This window comes from Ensifer sp. ENS06 (assembly GCF_014852205.1).
Classification (GTDB): domain Bacteria; phylum Pseudomonadota; class Alphaproteobacteria; order Rhizobiales; family Rhizobiaceae; genus Ensifer; species Ensifer adhaerens.
On sequence record NZ_JACVBC010000015.1, the window covers coordinates 128,761 to 146,194 of the forward strand.

The following is a 17,434-nucleotide window of genomic DNA, read 5'->3' on the forward strand; positions in this document are numbered from 1 at the left end:
ATATGATCCGCATTCTGATTTTCATCCTGATCGTGCTTGGTCTCGGCCTCGGCTTCGCCTGGCTCGCCGACCGGCCGGGTGAACTCTCGGTCGTCTGGCAGGGCCAGTTGATCGAGATGAGCCTGATGCGCGCGGCATCGCTGCTGATCTCGCTGATTGCCGCGGTGCTGATCGTCGTCTGGCTGGTGCGCACCATCTGGCTTTCGCCGCACACGGTCACCCGCTATTTCCGCGCCCGCAAGCGCGACCGCGGCTACCAGGCGCTGTCGACCGGCCTGATCGCCGCCGGCGCCGGTGACGCCAATCTTGCCCGCAAGATGACCGCCCGCACCCGCGGCCTGATCAGCGCCGACCAGGAACCGCTGATCCACCTGCTCGAAGCCCAGACCGCACTGATCGAAGGCAAGTACGACGACGCCCGCCGCAAGTTCGAGCTGATGGCCGACGATCCGGAGACGCGTGAACTCGGGCTTCGCGGCCTTTATCTCGAGGCCAAGCGGCTCGGCGCCCACGAGGCCGCGCGGCAATATGCCGAGCGCGCCGCCGAAAAGTCGCCGCACCTGCCCTGGGCAGCGCTTGCAACCCTCGACAGCCAGAGCCAGGCCGGTCAATGGGACGATGCCCTGCGTCTGCTCGACCAGAGCCGCATCGCCCACGTGGTCGATCGCAAGGAAGCCGATCGCAAGAAGGCAGTGCTGCTGACGGCGCGCGCAATGACGAAGCTCGAGGGCGACGTGAAAGGTGCGCGGGACGATGCGCTTGCCGCGCTGAAGCTCGACGAACATCTCGTGCCGGCGGCGCTGACGGCCGCCAAGGCGCTGTTTCGCGAGGACAACCTGCGCAAGGGCACCTCGATCCTGGAGAAGAACTGGAAGCACGAGCCGCATCCGGACGTGGCCCGGCTCTACGTGCGCGCCCGCGGCGGCGACACTGCGGTCGACCGGTTGAAACGGGCGCGCAAGCTCGAAGCCTTGAAGCCCAACAATGCCGTGGCGATGGCTGCCGTCGCCGAAGCCGCGCTCGAAGCGCGCGAACTGCTTCTGGCTCGCACCAAGGCGGAAGCCGCCGCCCGGCTCGACCCGACCGAGAGCATCTTCCTGCTGCTTGCCGACATCGAAGAGGCCGACACCGGCGACGAGGGCCGCATCCGTCACTGGATGGCGCAGGCGCTGAAGAGCCCGCGCGATCCGGCCTGGACCGCCGACGGCGTGACCTCGCCGACCTGGCTGCCGGTCTCGCCGGTCAGCGGCCGGCTCGATGCCTTCGAATGGAAAGCCCCGCCGCATACGCTTTCGGCCACGGTCGACCACGACCAGTCGAACGCCGACGAGGCGATCCGCAGCCTGCCCGCCGTGGTGGAGGCGCATGTGCACCAGCCCGCACCCGCAGCCCGGCGCAGTGAGACGCCGGTGATCCTGGAGGCCGAGCGCGAGGAGCCGCGTCCGGCGCCGCAGCCGATCAAGGTCGCCGAGCGCAAGGCGCCGGAACCGGTTGCCGACAAGCCTCCGGTCAAGGCGGAGAAGGAAGAGGGCGCGAATGGCGAGCACAGGCCCGATCCCTTCTTCGGCCGCCCGCCGGATGACCCCGGCGTGCGCGATCCGGCCGCTGGCGAGAAGGCGCCGGAAAAGACGACTTTCCGATTGTTCTGAGTTCTCAAGGGGCTGTGGCAAAATACATGTTTGAACGCTTACGGACGTTTCTCGATGGTCTGACCGGCCCGGCGAAGCGCATAGAGCATGGCGATCCGCGCGTGGCGGTCATCGCTCTCTGTTTCCAGGTGATGGAGGCCGACGGCCGGATCCTCGCGTCCGAGCGGCGCAAGATGCGCAAGGTCATCAAGGAGCATTACAAGCTCGACGATGCCTCGCTCTCCGCTTTGATCGAAGCCGGCGAGACTGCCGAGAGCGAGGCGATCGACTTCTACCAATTCACCGCCGAGCTCAAGCGTCACCTCTCCGAGGAGCAACGCGTCGAACTCGTCGGCATGCTCTGGGACGTCGTCTATGCCGATGGCGAGCGCAGTGAGATGGAAGATCACGTGATCTGGCGTATTGCCGATCTGCTCGGCGTTTCCGGTCGCGACCGGGTGTTGCAGCGCCAGGAGGCGGCGGCCAGAAGCGACACGGTCGAGAAAGCCGAGTCACAACAGGATAACTGAAATGCCGATGCCCGACGACAGCGCCCGAAAACCCGTCCTGATCATCCTGCATCAGGAGCGATCGAGCGCCGGCCGCGTCGGCCAGATACTCGAGCAGAAGGGTTTTGGGCTCGACATCCGTCGTCCGGCGCTCGGCGACGATCTGCCGGAAACGCTGGAACGGCACAGCGGCACGATCGTGTTCGGCGGTCCGATGAGCGCCAATGACGAGGAAGAGTTCGTCCGCCGCGAGATCGACTGGCTTTCCGTGCCGCTCAAGGAAAACAAGCCCTATCTCGGCATCTGCCTCGGCGCGCAGATGCTGGCGCGCAACCTCGGCGGCTCGGTGGCACCCCATCACGAAGGCATGACCGAAATCGGCTGGTATCCGCTGGTTGCGACCGAAGCCGGCAAGGCGCTGATGGACTGGCCGGCCATGGTCTACCATTTCCACCGCGAAGGCTTCGACCTGCCTTCCGGCGCCGAGCTGCTCGCAACTGGCGACACTTACCCCAACCAGGCCTTCCGCTATGGAGACAATGCCTGGGGCATCCAGTTCCATGGCGAACTCACTCGCGCGATGATGCATCGCTGGGTGGTGCACGGCGCCCATCGCTTCGAGATGCCCGGTGCCCAGGTGGGCAAGGCCCATCTCGACGGCCGCATGCAGCACGACGGACCGCTGCGCACCTGGATGGAGAACTTCCTGGAACTGATCTTCCTGCGCGATGAACGGCGGGGAGAAAAGGCGGAAAGCGCGTAACGTGCTGTCCGCTCGCACCGCTTACTTGTGGTGATCGGGCACGTCGAGCGTATCGATCTTGCGCAATTGCGGAAAGCCAAGCGCCCAAAGCCCTGAGACGAGCAGCGTGCCCATGCCACCGAAGACGACGGCAAAGACCCCGCCGAAGCCGGACGCCATCATGCCGGCGCGGAATTCGCCAAGCTCGTTCGACGCGCCGATGAAGACCATGTTGACGGCGTTGACCCGGCCGCGCAGTTCGTCCGGCGTCCAGAGCGTGATCAGCGTCTCGCGCACATAGACCGAGACCATGTCGGCAGCACCCATGACGACGAGGGCCGCGATCGAGACCCAGGGGGTCGCTGAAAGGCCGAAGATAACGGTGCCGAGACCGAAGAGCGCCACGCCGATGAACATGTAGAAACCGGCGCGATGGCGGATCGGGTGCGCCGCCAGCCAGACCGCCATGGCAACGGCGCCGACACCCGGGGCCGCGCGCAACAGGCCGAGCCCCCAGGGGCCGAGGTCGAGGATATCGCGGGCAAAGACCGGCATCAGCGCCACGGCGCCGCCGAGCAGCACTGCAAAAAGGTCGAGCGATATGGCGCCGAGCACCACCTTCTCCGCCTTGATGTAGCGGAAGCCGGCGGTGATCGTCTGCCAGCTTTGCGCCGAGGCCTGGGTGCGCGTCGCCGGCTTCGGAATGGCAAAGACCATGAATGCGGAGGCGAGGAAGAAGCAGAAGCCGATGGCATAAGGAAAGACCGCGCCGAGCGCGTAGATGAGACCACCCGCGACCGGGCCGACGATCATCGCGGTCTGCCAGGAGGTGGAGTTCCAGGCGATCGCGTTGGGCAGATCTTCCGGCGGCACCAGGTTTGGCGCCAGCGATTGCGACGCGGGTGCAAGGAATGCACGCTCGATGCCGAAGACCACGAGAACCGCATAAACCGGCCACGGCGAAAACAGCCCGGTGACTGTCAGCGCGAGCAGCGCCGCTGCGCAAAGCGTGCTGACCACCATGCAGACGCCCATGATCATGCGCCGGTTGTAGCGGTCGGCCACGGATCCGGTGACGAGGATCAGCACCAGCGATGGCAGGAACTGGAAAAGGCCGATCAAGCCGAGATCGAAGGGATCGCGCGTCAGATCGTAGATCTGCCAGCCGACGGCGACAGAGATGATCTGGATCGCGAAATAGGCGAGGAAGCGCGAGAAGAAGTAGCGACGATAGCCGACATGCCGAAACGCGGCAAAACGATGCGAGGCATGGACGGCGGACATGAGGAAGTCGCTCCTGAAGCGGGTTGCGCAAAACTGGGTCGCGGTTTTGCGATAACGACAAGTGAAACGTCAATATTCAAAAGGCAGGCAGCGCATCTGAAGGATCGCGACACGCTTTCGTCGGCACCGACTGTCGAGCGGCCACACGTTAAACATGATCGCGCCCGATAAACCGGCGTACTTGCTCGTTTAGGTCTCAATGTCTACATGTCTGTCAATAACGATTTGGAGACCGGCATGCTTGCTGTTATCGGCACCTTGAACTTCATCATCAACATCGCGTGGTTTCTGGTCATCGCGTCGGCCATCTTTTCCTGGCTCTACGCGTTCAATGTCATCAACGTGAACAACCAGGCGATCAACATGATCGGCCGCTCGCTTTACCAGTTGACCGAGCCGCTCTACCGCCCGATCCGCCGCATCCTGCCCGACATGGGCGGCGTCGACCTTTCGCCGCTGGTCGTTCTGGTAATCCTCTATTTCATCCAGCTTTTCCTGAACACGACGATCGCGCCGGCCTTGCTGGGCTGACGACGGCCGGCCAGGTGCAGGGTGAGTAGCACGGCCTTCACCGCGCATGGCGACCATGTTCGCCTGACGGTGCGCCTGACGCCGAACGGCGGCCGTGATGCCATCGACGGGCTGGAAGCGGCTGCTGATGGCGAAGAATATCTGAAAGTGCGCGTCCGCGCGGTCCCGGAGAAAGGCAAGGCCAATCAGGCACTGCTTGCCTTTCTTGCCAAGACGCTCGGGCTTGGCAAGAGCAAGCTCTCCCTCATCTCAGGCGAAACGCAGCGCAAAAAAATCCTCCGGATCGAGAGCGACCCGGAGGAGCTGATGAAACGCCTTGCCGAACTGGCCGGCAGATAAAGCTTACTTGGCGCCCTTGGCGCGCTCGACGGCTTCCTTGATCAGCTGGCGGGCGGTGGAAGCATCCTTCCAGCCGTAGATCTTCACCCACTTGCCGGGCTCCAGATCCTTGTAGTGCTCGAAGAAGTGCTCGATCTGCTTCAGCGTGATTTCCGGCAGGTCGGTGTATTCGTGAACCTTGTCGTATCGCTGCGTCAGGTGACCCGACGGAACGGCGATGATCTTCTCGTCCTGACCGGAATTGTCTTCCATCATCATCACGCCGATCGGGCGCACATTGATGACGCAGCCCGGAACCAGCGGACGGGTGTTGCAGATCAGAACGTCGATCGGATCGCCATCGTCCGAGAGCGTATGCGGCACGAAGCCGTAGTTGCCCGGATAGGTCATCGGCGTATAGAGGAAGCGGTCGACGACCAGCGTGCCGGCTTCCTTGTCCATCTCGTACTTGATCGGATGGCCGCCGACGGGAACCTCAACGATCACGTTGACATCTTCTGGTGGATTCTTTCCGATGGAAATCGCGTCGATGCGCATGGATCTACTCCAGGGTCAGTTTGAGAAGTTTGCCCGTCGGATAAAGGGAAACATGCCGCGATGCAACATAACTTTCGTCCGTAGCGCAGATTCAACCGGTCGTTTTGCGCCTGCCCATCGACCTCTACAGGTCTGCCAATCGCGTTTGAGGGAGTTTCGTATGAACGGAAGGGTTGCATGCCTGGCGCTGGTGCTTTTGTCCGCCGGCCCCGTCTTGGCCAATGAGAGCGTCTATACCGACATCGGCCGCGACAAGTGCAAGACGATCGCCGAAGAAGAGGGCATGTACGCGTTGATGACTTGCCCTGGTCATGCGGACTATCCCGTTCGCTTCAAGGAAGCCGACATCCGCCAGAGTGTCTCGTTCGGTCACCTGAACCAGCGCTATGCCGACGACGCTTTCGAGAGTTTCATTCCATTCAACCACGCCGGCACGACTGTGGAGTGGCGGGTTGCCAAGGATGGCAAGGCCGTAGCAACGATCCTGCGCTGGTTCATCGAGAACACGGACGCGTCCGGCGCTTCGGTTCCTGCACTTCAGGGGCAGGTGCTCGTCATTTCCAAGGTGGCCGAGAAGGATGACGGCAAGGGCTGCGTCGCCGGCTATGTCGATGCGCTTGCCAATCCCGATCCGAATGCGCTCGCCCGCAAGATCGCCGACGAGGTGGCACCGACCTTCCGCTGCGGCGTCGACAAGCCCGCCTATCACGGCACGCGGGGCGACAAGGCGGCCGATCCCAACAACGAACTGCCTGAGTAAGTCTTTGATTTCAGTGTCGCGGAGGCGTCGGGCCTAGCTCCAGGCGAAGCCGACCTTCTTCAGGTGCTTGTCGCCGAAATCTTCCATGCCTTCGGCGATATCGGTGCCGCCGGCACCCTGGAAGAACTGGTAGGCATGCTCGCTGTCTTCGAGGCACCAGACGACGAGGCCACGGCAGCCGAGCGAACGCAGCAGGCTCTTGGCCTCGCCGAAGAGAATGCGCCCGAGGCCGATGCCCTGGTATTCCGGCCTCAGGTAGATCTCGTAGATCTCGCCTTCCTGCGGCAGGGCCTTGGCGCGGCTGAGGCCGAGCGTTGCGTAGCCGGCGATGGTTCCGGCGACGTCGACGACGAGCAGCGTGGCAGGACCGCGGGTCGCCTTGCGCCACCAGGTCTCGTCACGGCGATTGACCATCTGAACGAGCGGACGATGGGGAATGAGACCGCCATAGGTCTGCAGCCACGAAACGCGGTGCACATCGGCAATTGCCGACGCTTCCTGCGGCTCTCCGGGCCGAATCTCTATCGAAACAGTCTTCATGACTCGCGACTCTAAACACACACAAGGCGAACAGGAATCCCGCCCGGTTGCCAGCCTGCGTTAACCCACAGGCAACTTTAACGGCACCCAATGGAAGGTTAACGCCTTTTTAACTTTATCCGCAAGTCGCCCATCGGTGGCACACACAGCAAAAAACCCCGGATCGCTCCGGGGTTTTTCTGAAAGTCGTAGGATCGATCAGGATCGATCAGGCAGCGCCAGCCGTGCGGGCCTTTTCGAAGCGCTTGCGATCGTTCGGGTCGAGGTGCAGCTTGCGCAGACGGATCGACTTCGGCGTCACTTCGACCAGCTCGTCGTCCTGGATCCAGGAGAGCGCGCGCTCCAGCGTCATGCGGATCGGCGGCGTCAGGCGAACAGCTTCGTCCTTGCCGGCGGCGCGCATGTTGGTGAGCTTCTTGCCCTTGAGCACGTTCACTTCGAGATCGTTGTCGCGGGTGTGGATGCCGATGATCATGCCGGCATAGACCTTCTCGCCGGCGTCGATGATCATCGGGCCGCGGTCTTCCAGGTTGAACATCGCGTAGGCAACCGATTCACCGGCGTCGTTCGAAAGCAGAACGCCGTTGACGCGACCACCGATCTCGCCCTTGTAGGGCTGGTAGGCGTGGAACAGGCGGTTCATGATCGCCGTGCCGCGGGTATCGGTCAAAAGTTCCGACTGGTAGCCGATGAGGCCGCGGGTCGGAGCGAAGAACACCAGACGGACGCGATTGCCGCCAGACGGACGCAGTTCGACCATCTCGGCCTTGCGCTCGGACATCTTCTGCACGACGACGCCCGAATGCTCTTCGTCGACGTCGATCACGACTTCTTCGATCGGCTCGAGCATCTGGCCGTTGTCATCCTTGTGCATGACGACGCGCGGACGCGAAACGGCAAGCTCGAAGCCTTCACGACGCATGGTTTCGATGAGAACCGCAAGCTGCAGTTCGCCGCGGCCCGATACGAAGAAGGAGTCCTTTTCCGAGGATTCTTCGATCTTCAGCGCAACGTTGCCTTCGGCTTCCTTGAACAGGCGGTCGCGGATGACTCGGCTCGTGACCTTGTCGCCTTCGGTGCCGGCAAGCGGGCTGTCGTTGACGATGAAGGACATGGTGACGGTCGGCGGGTCGATCGGCTGCGCGGTCAGCGCTTCGGCGACCGACGGATCGCAGAAGGTGTCGGCGACGGTGCCCTTGGTAAGGCCGGCGATCGCAACGATGTCGCCTGCCTGCGCTTCTTCGATCGGCTGACGCTCGATGCCGCGGAAGGCGAGGATCTTCGAGATACGGCCGGTTTCAAGCAGCTTGCCATCCTGACCGAGAACCTTGACGGCCTGGTTCGGCTTGACGGTGCCCGAGTGAACGCGACCGGTGATGATGCGGCCGAGGAAGGGGTTGGCTTCGAGGATCGTGCCGATCATACGGAACGGGCCTTCGGCAACCGTCGGCTCCGGCACGTGCTGCAGCACCAGGTCGAGCAGTGGCGCCATGCCCTGGTCCTTCGGACCTTCCGGGTTGACGTTCATCCAGCCATCGCGGCCCGAACCGTAGAGGATCGGGAAGTCGAGCTGCTCGTCAGAGGCGTCGAGGTTGGCGAAGAGGTCGAAGACTTCGTTGATGACTTCTTCGTGGCGACCGTCCGGACGGTCGATCTTGTTGATCGCGACGATCGGCTTCAGGCCGACCTTCAGCGCCTTGCCGACGACGAACTTCGTCTGCGGCATCGGGCCTTCGGAAGCGTCGACGAGAACGATGGCACCGTCCACCATCGACAGGATGCGCTCGACTTCACCGCCGAAGTCGGCGTGGCCGGGGGTGTCGACGATGTTGATGCGCACGCCCTTCCACTCGACCGAAGTCGCCTTGGCGAGGATGGTGATGCCGCGTTCTTTTTCGATGTCGTTGGAGTCCATGACGCGTTCGGCAACGCGCTGGTTTTCGCGGAACGAGCCCGACTGCTTCAGGAGCTCGTCAACAAGGGTCGTTTTCCCATGGTCGACGTGCGCGATAATCGCGATGTTACGAATGCTCATTTTTCGTCTCGGAAGGTTCAGGGCAAGCCCCGATGGGCCACGCCGCTTTTTCAATGGTCGCGCTCATACAGGTTTTTTTGCGATTGCGAAAGGGGGGCGCGCGCATGAGCGTCGTGTTCAAATGCCGGTAGGCCATGGGTTTGCACTCGTCAGGGGTCTCACGAACGCCGTTTGCAAAGCTGTTGGCCGCGACCGAATTCCTCATGCAATTGCGGCCGGATCGAGCGTCACGCGCCAGAGTTCCTGGTCCTGCCGGTCCATCAGCCGCACCGTCATCTGCTGCGTCTGGCCGTTGATATCGACGATGCCGAAAAACTGCAGACCAGCCGATGGCGGCAGGTTCTGGTCGATGCCGCCGCCGGATGCCTTGATGAAGCGAACCTCCGGCCCGAAGGTCATGTCGAGCTCCTTCGGCCCATAGGTGCCGGAATGCAGTGGACCGGACACGAACTCCCAGAACGGCGTGAAATCCTTGAATGCGCCGCGCCCCGGATCGTAGTGATGCGCGGCGGTGTAGTGCACGTCCGCCGTCAGCCAGACGAGGTTGTCGATGCCGTTGTCGCGGACGAAGCGCAGGAGATCGGCAAATTCGCGTTCGCGCCCCGCGGGCGGACCGTTGTCGCCATTGGCGATCGCGTCCGAGCCGCGCCGGTTGGTGTAATCGTCCCAGACGACGAGACCGATCGGCATGTCGCAGGCGATCACCTTCCAGGTGGCCCGCGAGGCAGCAAGTTCGCGCTTAAGCCAGTCGACCTGCCGCCAGCCGAACAGGGCGCCGCCGCCGTCTTCTCCCTGGTTGGCGCCGCGATAGGATCTGAGGTCGACGAAGAACACGTCGAGCAAGGGGCCATAGCCGATCTTGCGGAAGATGCGGCCGGGCTGCGTTGCCGGCATGCGGATCGGCGTCATCTCATGGAACGCCCGCGCCGCCCGCTCGGCATAGACGGCAACATCCTTTTCCGGATAGCGCGCGTCGTCGCGCAGGTCGGTCGAGGCCGACCAGTTGTTCAGCACCTCGTGGTCGTCCCATTGATAGAAAGTGGGGCACACGGCGTTGAGTTGCCGCACATGCTCGTCGAGCAGATTGTATTTCCATTGCCCGCGATATTCTTCCAGCGTCCGCGCCACGTCGCGCTTCTCATGCGTCACCACGCGGTTCTTCCAGACACCGCCATCACGTAGCGCTATCTCGTCAGGGATCGGGTTATCGGCATAGATCGTGTCACCGGAATGAATGAAGAAGTCCGGCTCGTGCTGGCGCATGGTCGAATAGGTCTTCATGCCGACATCATCAATGCCCCAGCCCTGCCCGGCCGTGTCGCCGGACCAGACGAAGCGGATCGAGCGCTTGCGCAAGGGCGCGGTGCGAAACCGGCCGGTGACCGGCGCGGAGACGCGGTTGACGTCGTAGAGATCCGTGGCGGTGAAGCGGTAGAAGATATCCTGGTCCGGCAGCAGCCCGTCGAGCGAACATTTGATCGCGCAATCCGTCTGCGGCGTCGCCGTCAGATCGGAAAGGCGAAGGGGGTTGGAGAAGCTCTCGGTGGTCGAGTATTCGACCGACACCTTCGACGGGCGATCCACCCGTGTCCAGATCGTGCCGGAGGACGTATCGACATCGCCCGATTGCACGCCGTGAATGAATTCCGGCCGGCCGTAGCCGCGTGCATAAAAGGGTGTCGCAAGACCGGATGAGGCCACGAAGCCCGCGGCACCGGCGGAAAGCAGGAAAGAACGCCTCGAAAGCGTCTTGAGGATATCGGCCAAACAGACCTCCGATTCGGCAGCGCCACCGCGCGTGCCGGACCTTTGGTCATCTGGGTGTCAGCGACGTAACAGCCGCATGAAACTATTTGAACGGTTTGGCGACAGTTCGGTGAAGGCCGGAGCTGGCCGCGGCGACAATGGGACGATGGCAAACGCCGCCAATGCTGTTATCAAAGGCGATCAGCGTTGGCCTTGGTGAATCCGGGCAACGAACCCGCCTCCTGCCCCCGTTCGGTGGCCACACAAATCGACAGGTGATCATCGTGTCCCATGCCGCCAACGTCTCCGTACGCGACCGCCTGGAACAGATCCTGAGCCGGCTCAACGATCGCCGGCACGAGGAAAAGGCTTTTGTCCGGCTCTACGAAGAGCGCGCGCGGAGCGAGGCAGACGCGGCCGACCACCGTCGGCAGGCGGGGGACAGCCTTGGGCCGCTCGACGGCAAGATCGTTTCAATCAAGGACCTGTTGGATATCGCCGGCGAACCGACGCTTGCCGGCTCCATCATCCGGCGCGACGCGCCGCCGGCCCAAAAAGACGCGCTCGTTGTCCAGCGGCTGCGTGCTGCCGGTGCGGTCATTATCGGCAAGACGCATATGACCGAATTCGCGTTTACGGCCGTCGGCCTCAATCCGCACTACCCGGTACCCGGCAACGCCACCGACGAAAGCCTGATCCCCGGCGGTTCATCCTCGGGCGCTGGCGTGTCGGCGGCAGAAGGCACCTGCGACATTGCCATCGGTTCAGATACCGGTGGCTCGATCCGCATCCCCGCGGCGCTGAACGGCATCGTCGGCTTCAAGCCGACGGCGAACCGCATCCCGCTCGATGGCGCCTTTCCGCTCTCGCCGGTTCTGGATTCGCTCGGACCGCTCGCCCGGACCGTGGCCGATTGTGCAGCGACCGATGCGGTGATGGCCGGCGAGCAGCCAAGGCCGCTTGTCGCCCGCCCTGTCGCAGGCCTTCGTATCGGCATCCCCCGTGGCAGGCTGTTTGAAGACCTCTCCCCCGAAGTCGCCGACGCCTTTGCGGCAAGCCTCGACCGACTGGCCAAAGCGGGTGCCAACATCGTCGACTGCAGCATCGATGACTTGATCGAGAAGCTCGGCCAAGCGACGCGGATCGGCTCGATTGCGGGCCTGGAGGCAAGCCGCGTCCACGCCGGATGGCTGGGTGATGCGGCCGCCCCAGTCGACGAAAGGGTCAAGTTCTCGCTTCGCCGCCGCCTTTTGGTGCCCGACGCGGCGATCTCGGCCCTGCTGCAAACCCGGCATGCGCTCGCCGCCGCCATGGACGAGCGGCTCTCGCCCTACGATCTCATCGCACTGCCGACGACACCGATCGCCGCCGTGTCCATCGCAAGCGTCGACACCGACGCGGCGGAATACGACCGCGTCGAGAGCCTGCTGCTGCGCAACTGCCAGGTCGCCAACCAGTTCGATCTCACCGCTATCACCCTGCCGATGCCGGGTCTTGTGCGGCCGGCCGGACTGATGCTGGTTGGGAGAAACGGAACCGATGCGACCGTACTGGCGTCAGCCCTTTCAGCCGAGGCGCTGCTTCAGGAAGCTTGAACGGCGCGCCCGATGGTCATCGAATGAAACACCTGCCTGCAAGCAGGCCGGTTCGGCAGTCGTCGTCGAAGGACATCAAGCGGGCATGGATCCCATTGAAATCGGAACCCCGCAACGCCTTGTTCTCTAAGGCCAATCGCTCGCGCCTTGATGCGCCAAGCATGCCGAGCGATGTGCGCGCCGATTTTGCGACAGCGATATGCGATGAAGCAGACTTGATCTGCGACGCGCTTTAGCGTGAGCGCTTCGAGGCCCGAAGGATCAGCCAGACCGGTGCGCCGATAATCAGCAGCGCTATGACCGTATGCCAGATAGAAAATGTCATGCTTGTGCGTCTCCCCTAGCGCAAGCGATACGTGGCCGCGAACTCTCCCGACATCCGACGCGTCGCCGATTGGAACCCGGCCAAAACAGGACATCCCTGATTCGATTCGCAACCGATGGTGGATTACGTTCGAAAAATAGTTCGTGGAGGAGACGCGCTCCGCTCAATGCATCGTTTCGCCGGAGATCTCGTCACGGAGGATGCGGAAGGCATCTTCAAGCGCGGCGACCAAGACATCGGTCAGTTCGTCGCCGTCATTGTTCGCGAGATAGAGGGCAACCATCTTGTCGGATGGGTCGCGGTAATGCTCGATATCGTTTGACATATCATTGTCCTTCATTCGCCGTGTCACATCCCGGCCATTGAGGTGACTATAGGCGAAGGGACTTGCGTAAAGCTGGATGCATGACATCAGGCGAAGGGCACAGCACGCAGCGTCGCGTTATTCTCCATGCGCTCCCTAACGGGGTCGACTGACAAAGGATAGAGGATAGCGACCTATTTCGCTCGCGCCGGGCGCACGAGCACGCTAGAGCATGTCGCCGACGAACGACGCGGGAATGAGCATGTCGAAGAAAACCAAGAGCGACGAAACCGCGGACGTGCAGCGCCTGAAACTCGATTTTCCCGACATCCATGCGGATCTGATCGCCGGGCGCATCCCGTCGCTGCGCAAGGCGCTTATCGCGGCAGGGCTTAAGGACGAGCGCACGCGCCTCGACAAGCTCAAGAATTCCTGGACCAAGGCAAGCCCCACCGAGCGTGAAACGTTCCTCAAGTGGCTGAGCAGCAATGGCGGCCCGGACGGGCCTGCCCCACACGCTCATATCGATCCGCCGCTCGCAGCGCCCCTTGCGATTGCCAGCGGTCGCTACCTGCTCCCCGAAACGATCGCCGAAATCCGCACGATCATGAATCGCCGCCGGATGCGGGCGAACGACATCATGGCCGAGATGGGATTTGCCGGCGACGACCTGTCCCTCACCCGCGCCCTGTCCAAGGGCGCAAGCCTGCGGCTCTCGGTGATTGCCGCGCTGGAAACCTGGCTGCGCAACAACGCGGCGGAGTGAACCCGCCGGACAATCGTCCGCTTTCAACGCGCCCCTCTTCCGCCCGCTGCAACCCCATTGCCGGCGCGCGACCGTTGCGCGCGTTCAGCAGAAGAAAATTGCAACTTAAACCTGAGCCAATCCTTGAAAGCACGAAAGTGGTGCTTTATGTTATTGCTCATGGCTCAGGGCAACCACACGTCGATCTTGTACTACGATCTCGCGCCGGACGCGGAGGCCAGACGCGCGCTGGAAGAAACCTTCGTTGCCTACGCCGACATGCTGGCGATGCTCGATGAACTCGCCGGTGAAAAGGCGGGCGCCAATCTCGTAACGTTGCATGAACTTGCCTACGAAACGGTCCGGGAGCGCACCGGGCTTCCGGCGCGCATGGTCACGCTTGGACTGCGTGACTTCGCGGCAAACCGCGGACAGCAGGCCAATGCCGCAAGGCTGCCGCTGGACGACAAGCTTTTCGCAATCAAGGGACCGTCGGATCTGACCGTCGCCACCGTGCGTGGTCGCGTCGCGATCCCATACGACGTCGCCGGCTATTCGCCGGGCACTCTGAGTATCTTCGCCGCCCAGCTCGTTGCACAGAACGGCGGCTATCAGATCCACATTGGCGTCACCACGCATTCCGACCGAACGGAGAAGAAAATGATGACGAATGAAGGCATCCTATCCCGTATGGGCCGCTTGATCGCCGGTCTCGCCAATGCCGCCGTCGACAAGGCGGAAGGCAGCAACAAGATCGTGATCGTCGAACAGGCGCTCCGCGAAATCGACGCGGCCGCCGAAGAGGCCCGGGTCGATATCGGCCAGGCACGCGCCGAGGAGTATCGCATCCTCAGCCGCCGCGACGAAATCGGCGCCGATCTCGAAAAGCTGGACGAAATGATCAGCACCGCCATCTCTGCCGCCCGGGAAGACCTAGCCAAGGCCGGCGTCGCCCGCCAGATCGACCTGGAATCGCAGCTCGCCGCCCTGGACAAGGCGCTCGCCGGCGCCCGCACCGATCTCGAAGAGGGCCAGCAGGCGCTGCAGGCGGTGCTTGCCACCCGCCGCGAGGCCGAGGCGCGGCTCGCCGATCTCAAGCGCAGCATCGCCCAGTTCCCCGAGAGCAAGGTTTCGGGCCTGGCAAAGCCCAGCCCGGTGGACGGTGCCGCCCGCGCCGCTGCCGCTGTCTCCCGCGCAACGGGCGTACCGGGCGGAGAACACGGCAGCAGCGCCGAGCTGGACGAACTCGACCGCCTGCATCGCGACCGGGCGATCGAGGCGAGACTGGCCGCACTCAAGGCAAAGCAGCACTGACGCCGATGCTGTTCTTCCTCGCCCCGGAATCCCTACCCTTCGCGGTTGCGGCGGTGATGTTGGCCGCCTTCACCGGCATCGAGCTCCTCTGCCTGCTGCTCGGCTTCTCGCTGGGCGAGGCGATCGACAAGGCCTGGCTGGACGACCACAACGCATTGGGCGGGCTGATGTCCTGGTTCAATGTCGGCGGCGTACCGCTGCTCGTGCTGCTGATGCTTTTCCTCGGCCTCTTCGCGATGATCGGTTTTGTCATCCAGGCGGTGGCCGGGGCCCTGTGGGCGCCGCTGCCTGCCCTTGTCGCGGCGCTACCGGCACTCGCCGTCTCGCTGCCCGCAGTTCGGATGTCGAGCCGATGGGTGGCAAAGATCGTGCCGCGTGACGAAAGCTATGCCGTCGATCTCGGCGATTTCGTCGGCCGCAGCGGCGAAGTCACCGTCGGCCCACTGGACCAGGGCCTGCCGGGACGCATCCGCCTCAAGGATCGCCACGGCAACTGGCATGTGCTGCGCGCGCGCGCCGCCCGCAACGAGCAACCGATCGCCATCGGCGCGCAGGTGCTCGTCGTCGACCGCGTTTCCAACATTTTCATTGCGATATCGGCGCCGGCAGACCTGCTGACGCCGCCCAATCCTTAAAATTCCCACGTCTTAAAGTCTCACGGAGCAACCATGTTTTATGAACTCTTGGTGCCGGCCGGCATCGGCATCGTCCTGATCCTAGGCATCGGCTTTGTTCTTGCATCGCTCTATACCCGCTCGAGCCGCGACGAAGCCTATGTGCGCACGGGCCTTGGCGGCCAGAAGGTGGTCCTCGACGGCGGCTCCATCGTGCTGCCGATCTTCCACTCGATCGCCCGCGTCAACCTGAAGACGCTGCGCCTTGAAGTCCGTCGTGGCGAAGGAGACGCACTGATCACCAAGGACCGCATGCGCGTCGATATCGGCGCGGAATTCTATGTGCGCGTGAAGCCCGACGCTTCCTCGATCGCGCTTGCGGCACAGACGCTCGGTGACCGCACCAACGATGCCGAACAGTTGCGCGTGCTGATCGAGGCCAAGTTCGTCGACGGTCTGCGCTCGGTCGCCGCGACCATGAGCCTCGACGCGCTGCAGGAACAGCGCATGGATTTCGTCAAGGCGGTGCAGGAAGCGGTCGGCGCCGACCTGCAGTCGAACGGTCTCGAACTCGAATCCGTTTCGCTGATCCGTCTCGACCAGACGGATATCAAGCACTTCAACGCCAACAACTTCTTCGACGCGCATGGTCTTGCGGCGCTGACCCGCATTACCGAGGGCCGCAAGAAGGAGCGCAACGAGATCGTGCGCGATACCGAAGTCGCGATCGCCCAGAAGGATCTGGAAGCCCGCCAGCAATCGCTGACGATCGAGCGCACCAAGCGCGAGGCGGAACTGAACCAGGAACGCGACATCGCCAACAAGTCGGCCGCCACCCGCGCCGAAACCGCGCAGCAGGAACAGGCGGCCAAGCGCGCCGAGGAAGAAGCTCGCATCGCCGCCGAGCAGGCGATCGCCGAACGCGAGGCGCTTGCCAAGCAGGCGCGTGAAAGCGCCAACATCGACGCCACCCGCGCCGTGCAGCAGCGCGACACGGAAGCCCGCCGCGACCTGCAGATCGTTTCGCAGGAAAGCGCCATCGCGGTTGCCAACAAGAGCCGGGAAGAGTCCGAGGCGAAGGCCCAGGCTGAAACCGCCCGTGCGCTCGCCATTGCCGCGGAAGAAAAGGTGGAAACCGCAAAGGCCGTGGAAATCGCCGAACGCGAACGCCAGATCGCCGTCATCGACGCCCGCAAGAACGCCGAAACCGAAGCGACCGCCGTGACCGTCGGCGCCGAAGCCGAAAAGCAGGCGGCCCTCGACCAGGCCGATGCGATCAAGACGCTGGCCACCGCCGAGGCCGACGCCGCGATCATCAAGGCGAAGGGCGTGCTCGAAACCGGCAAGGCCGCAGCCGAGAGCGAGGCGCTGCTCAACGAAGCCCGCAACAAGCTGAGCTCCGCCATCATTGAATTCGAGATCCTGCGCGAACGCATCCGCATCATTCCCGAAGCGCTGGCAGAAGCGGTCAAGCCGATCGAGAAGATCTCCGACATCCGCATCTTCGACACCGGCGGCATGCTCGGCCGCAACGGCGGCGGCGACGGTGCTGCAAACGGCATCGGCCTTGGCGACGGGTTGGCGGGCCAGCTCCTGTCCTACCAGGCCAACAAGCCGATCGTCGACCAACTGCTGAAGGAAGCCGGCTTCAACGGTGAAAACGCGATCTCGTCGCTTCTCGGCAACCTGCAGGCGGCACCGCCGCCGGCGGAGAAATCGCCGAAGAAGTAACGCGAAACCGACGGGATCCCTGGCCTCGCGGCCGGGGATCAGACTATGGGTGCGGGCATCAGGTCAGGCCGGCCCGCGCGTGACCGCAAGCATCCTGCGGCGCTGTCGTCGCGACCCTTAAACCGGCCCTGCGGCCGACGGTCCGCCTTCTTCCC

At 63.4% G+C, this 17,434-nt stretch carries 17 protein-coding genes; 11 read left to right on the plus strand and 6 right to left on the minus strand.

Annotation, left to right across the window (positions count from 1 at the left end; all coding sequences use genetic code 11):
* Positions 1 to 2 precede the first annotated feature (2 nt).
* From IB279_RS31735 to IB279_RS31745, 3 genes are read left to right on the plus strand one after another with little or no spacing between them, the layout of a single operon-like run.
* A complete protein-coding gene (locus IB279_RS31735; protein ID WP_112771746.1) occupies positions 3 to 1,649 on the plus strand; it encodes a heme biosynthesis protein HemY in 1,647 nt (548 codons plus the stop codon).
* A gap of 26 nt (positions 1,650 to 1,675) precedes the next feature.
* Positions 1,676 to 2,158, plus strand: a complete 483-nt coding sequence (locus IB279_RS31740) for a TerB family tellurite resistance protein (protein ID WP_034802604.1) — start codon at positions 1,676 to 1,678, stop codon at positions 2,156 to 2,158.
* 1 nt (position 2,159) lies between these two features.
* Positions 2,160 to 2,900: a glutamine amidotransferase gene (locus tag IB279_RS31745; protein WP_375292967.1), complete on the plus strand. Its 741-nt coding sequence runs from the start codon at positions 2,160 to 2,162 to the stop codon at positions 2,898 to 2,900.
* Between the two features lie 21 nt (positions 2,901 to 2,921).
* On the opposite strand, the gene IB279_RS31750 is transcribed toward IB279_RS31745, so the two are convergent.
* Positions 2,922 to 4,163: an MFS transporter gene (locus IB279_RS31750; RefSeq protein WP_060521413.1), complete on the minus strand. Its 1,242-nt coding sequence runs from the start codon at positions 4,161 to 4,163 to the stop codon at positions 2,922 to 2,924.
* Positions 4,164 to 4,400: 237 nt separating this feature from the next.
* Here IB279_RS31750 and IB279_RS31755 point away from each other — a divergent pair, with 237 nt between their 5' ends.
* Together IB279_RS31755 and IB279_RS31760 are read left to right on the plus strand one after the other, a co-directional pair.
* Positions 4,401 to 4,694, plus strand: a complete 294-nt coding sequence (locus IB279_RS31755; RefSeq protein WP_089044330.1) for a YggT family protein — start codon at positions 4,401 to 4,403, stop codon at positions 4,692 to 4,694.
* A 21-nt stretch (positions 4,695 to 4,715) separates the two neighbouring features.
* Positions 4,716 to 5,033 carry a DUF167 domain-containing protein gene (locus tag IB279_RS31760; protein WP_192340508.1) on the plus strand — a complete coding sequence of 106 codons (318 nt, stop codon included), beginning with the start codon at positions 4,716 to 4,718 and terminating at the stop codon, positions 5,031 to 5,033.
* A gap of 3 nt (positions 5,034 to 5,036) precedes the next feature.
* Here the strand turns inward: IB279_RS31760 and ppa are convergent, their stop codons facing one another.
* Positions 5,037 to 5,570, minus strand: coding sequence for an inorganic diphosphatase (gene ppa / locus IB279_RS31765; protein WP_034802613.1), 534 nt, complete (start codon positions 5,568 to 5,570; stop codon positions 5,037 to 5,039).
* A gap of 160 nt (positions 5,571 to 5,730) precedes the next feature.
* Between ppa and IB279_RS31770 the strand changes: the two genes are divergently transcribed.
* Positions 5,731 to 6,330 (plus strand): hypothetical protein, encoded by a 600-nt coding sequence (locus IB279_RS31770; protein WP_112771745.1) that lies wholly within the window; start codon positions 5,731 to 5,733, stop codon positions 6,328 to 6,330.
* A 33-nt stretch (positions 6,331 to 6,363) separates the two neighbouring features.
* On the opposite strand, the gene IB279_RS31775 is transcribed toward IB279_RS31770, so the two are convergent.
* From IB279_RS31775 to IB279_RS31785, 3 genes are all read right to left on the minus strand, one after another.
* Positions 6,364 to 6,870: a GNAT family N-acetyltransferase gene (locus IB279_RS31775; protein WP_112771744.1), complete on the minus strand. Its 507-nt coding sequence runs from the start codon at positions 6,868 to 6,870 to the stop codon at positions 6,364 to 6,366.
* A 208-nt stretch (positions 6,871 to 7,078) separates the two neighbouring features.
* On the minus strand, positions 7,079 to 8,905 hold the full coding sequence (gene typA, locus IB279_RS31780) for a translational GTPase TypA (protein ID WP_034802622.1): 1,827 nt from the start codon (positions 8,903 to 8,905) through the stop codon (positions 7,079 to 7,081).
* Positions 8,906 to 9,106: 201 nt separating this feature from the next.
* Complete coding sequence (locus tag IB279_RS31785; protein ID WP_112771743.1) at positions 9,107 to 10,672, minus strand: alkaline phosphatase; 1,566 nt, start codon at positions 10,670 to 10,672, stop codon at positions 9,107 to 9,109.
* Positions 10,673 to 10,935: 263 nt separating this feature from the next.
* Here IB279_RS31785 and IB279_RS31790 point away from each other — a divergent pair, with 263 nt between their 5' ends.
* Positions 10,936 to 12,246: an amidase gene (locus IB279_RS31790; protein ID WP_234824475.1), complete on the plus strand. Its 1,311-nt coding sequence runs from the start codon at positions 10,936 to 10,938 to the stop codon at positions 12,244 to 12,246.
* A gap of 488 nt (positions 12,247 to 12,734) precedes the next feature.
* Here IB279_RS31790 and IB279_RS31795 read toward each other — a convergent pair whose 3' ends face one another.
* Positions 12,735 to 12,896, minus strand: coding sequence for a hypothetical protein (locus IB279_RS31795; RefSeq protein ID WP_090295460.1), 162 nt, complete (start codon positions 12,894 to 12,896; stop codon positions 12,735 to 12,737).
* Positions 12,897 to 13,137: 241 nt separating this feature from the next.
* Here IB279_RS31795 and IB279_RS31800 point away from each other — a divergent pair, with 241 nt between their 5' ends.
* The 4 genes from IB279_RS31800 (at position 13,138) to IB279_RS31815 (ending at position 17,279) form a co-directional block, all read left to right on the plus strand.
* Positions 13,138 to 13,641 (plus strand): hypothetical protein, encoded by a 504-nt coding sequence (locus tag IB279_RS31800; RefSeq protein ID WP_112771781.1) that lies wholly within the window; start codon positions 13,138 to 13,140, stop codon positions 13,639 to 13,641.
* A 147-nt stretch (positions 13,642 to 13,788) separates the two neighbouring features.
* Positions 13,789 to 14,934, plus strand: a complete 1,146-nt coding sequence (locus tag IB279_RS31805; RefSeq protein WP_234824474.1) for a PspA/IM30 family protein — start codon at positions 13,789 to 13,791, stop codon at positions 14,932 to 14,934.
* 5 nt (positions 14,935 to 14,939) lie between these two features.
* Positions 14,940 to 15,569, plus strand: coding sequence for an OB-fold-containig protein (locus tag IB279_RS31810; protein ID WP_060586478.1), 630 nt, complete (start codon positions 14,940 to 14,942; stop codon positions 15,567 to 15,569).
* A 33-nt stretch (positions 15,570 to 15,602) separates the two neighbouring features.
* Positions 15,603 to 17,279 carry a flotillin family protein gene (locus IB279_RS31815; RefSeq protein ID WP_192340510.1) on the plus strand — a complete coding sequence of 559 codons (1,677 nt, stop codon included), beginning with the start codon at positions 15,603 to 15,605 and terminating at the stop codon, positions 17,277 to 17,279.
* Positions 17,280 to 17,434 lie beyond the last annotated feature (155 nt).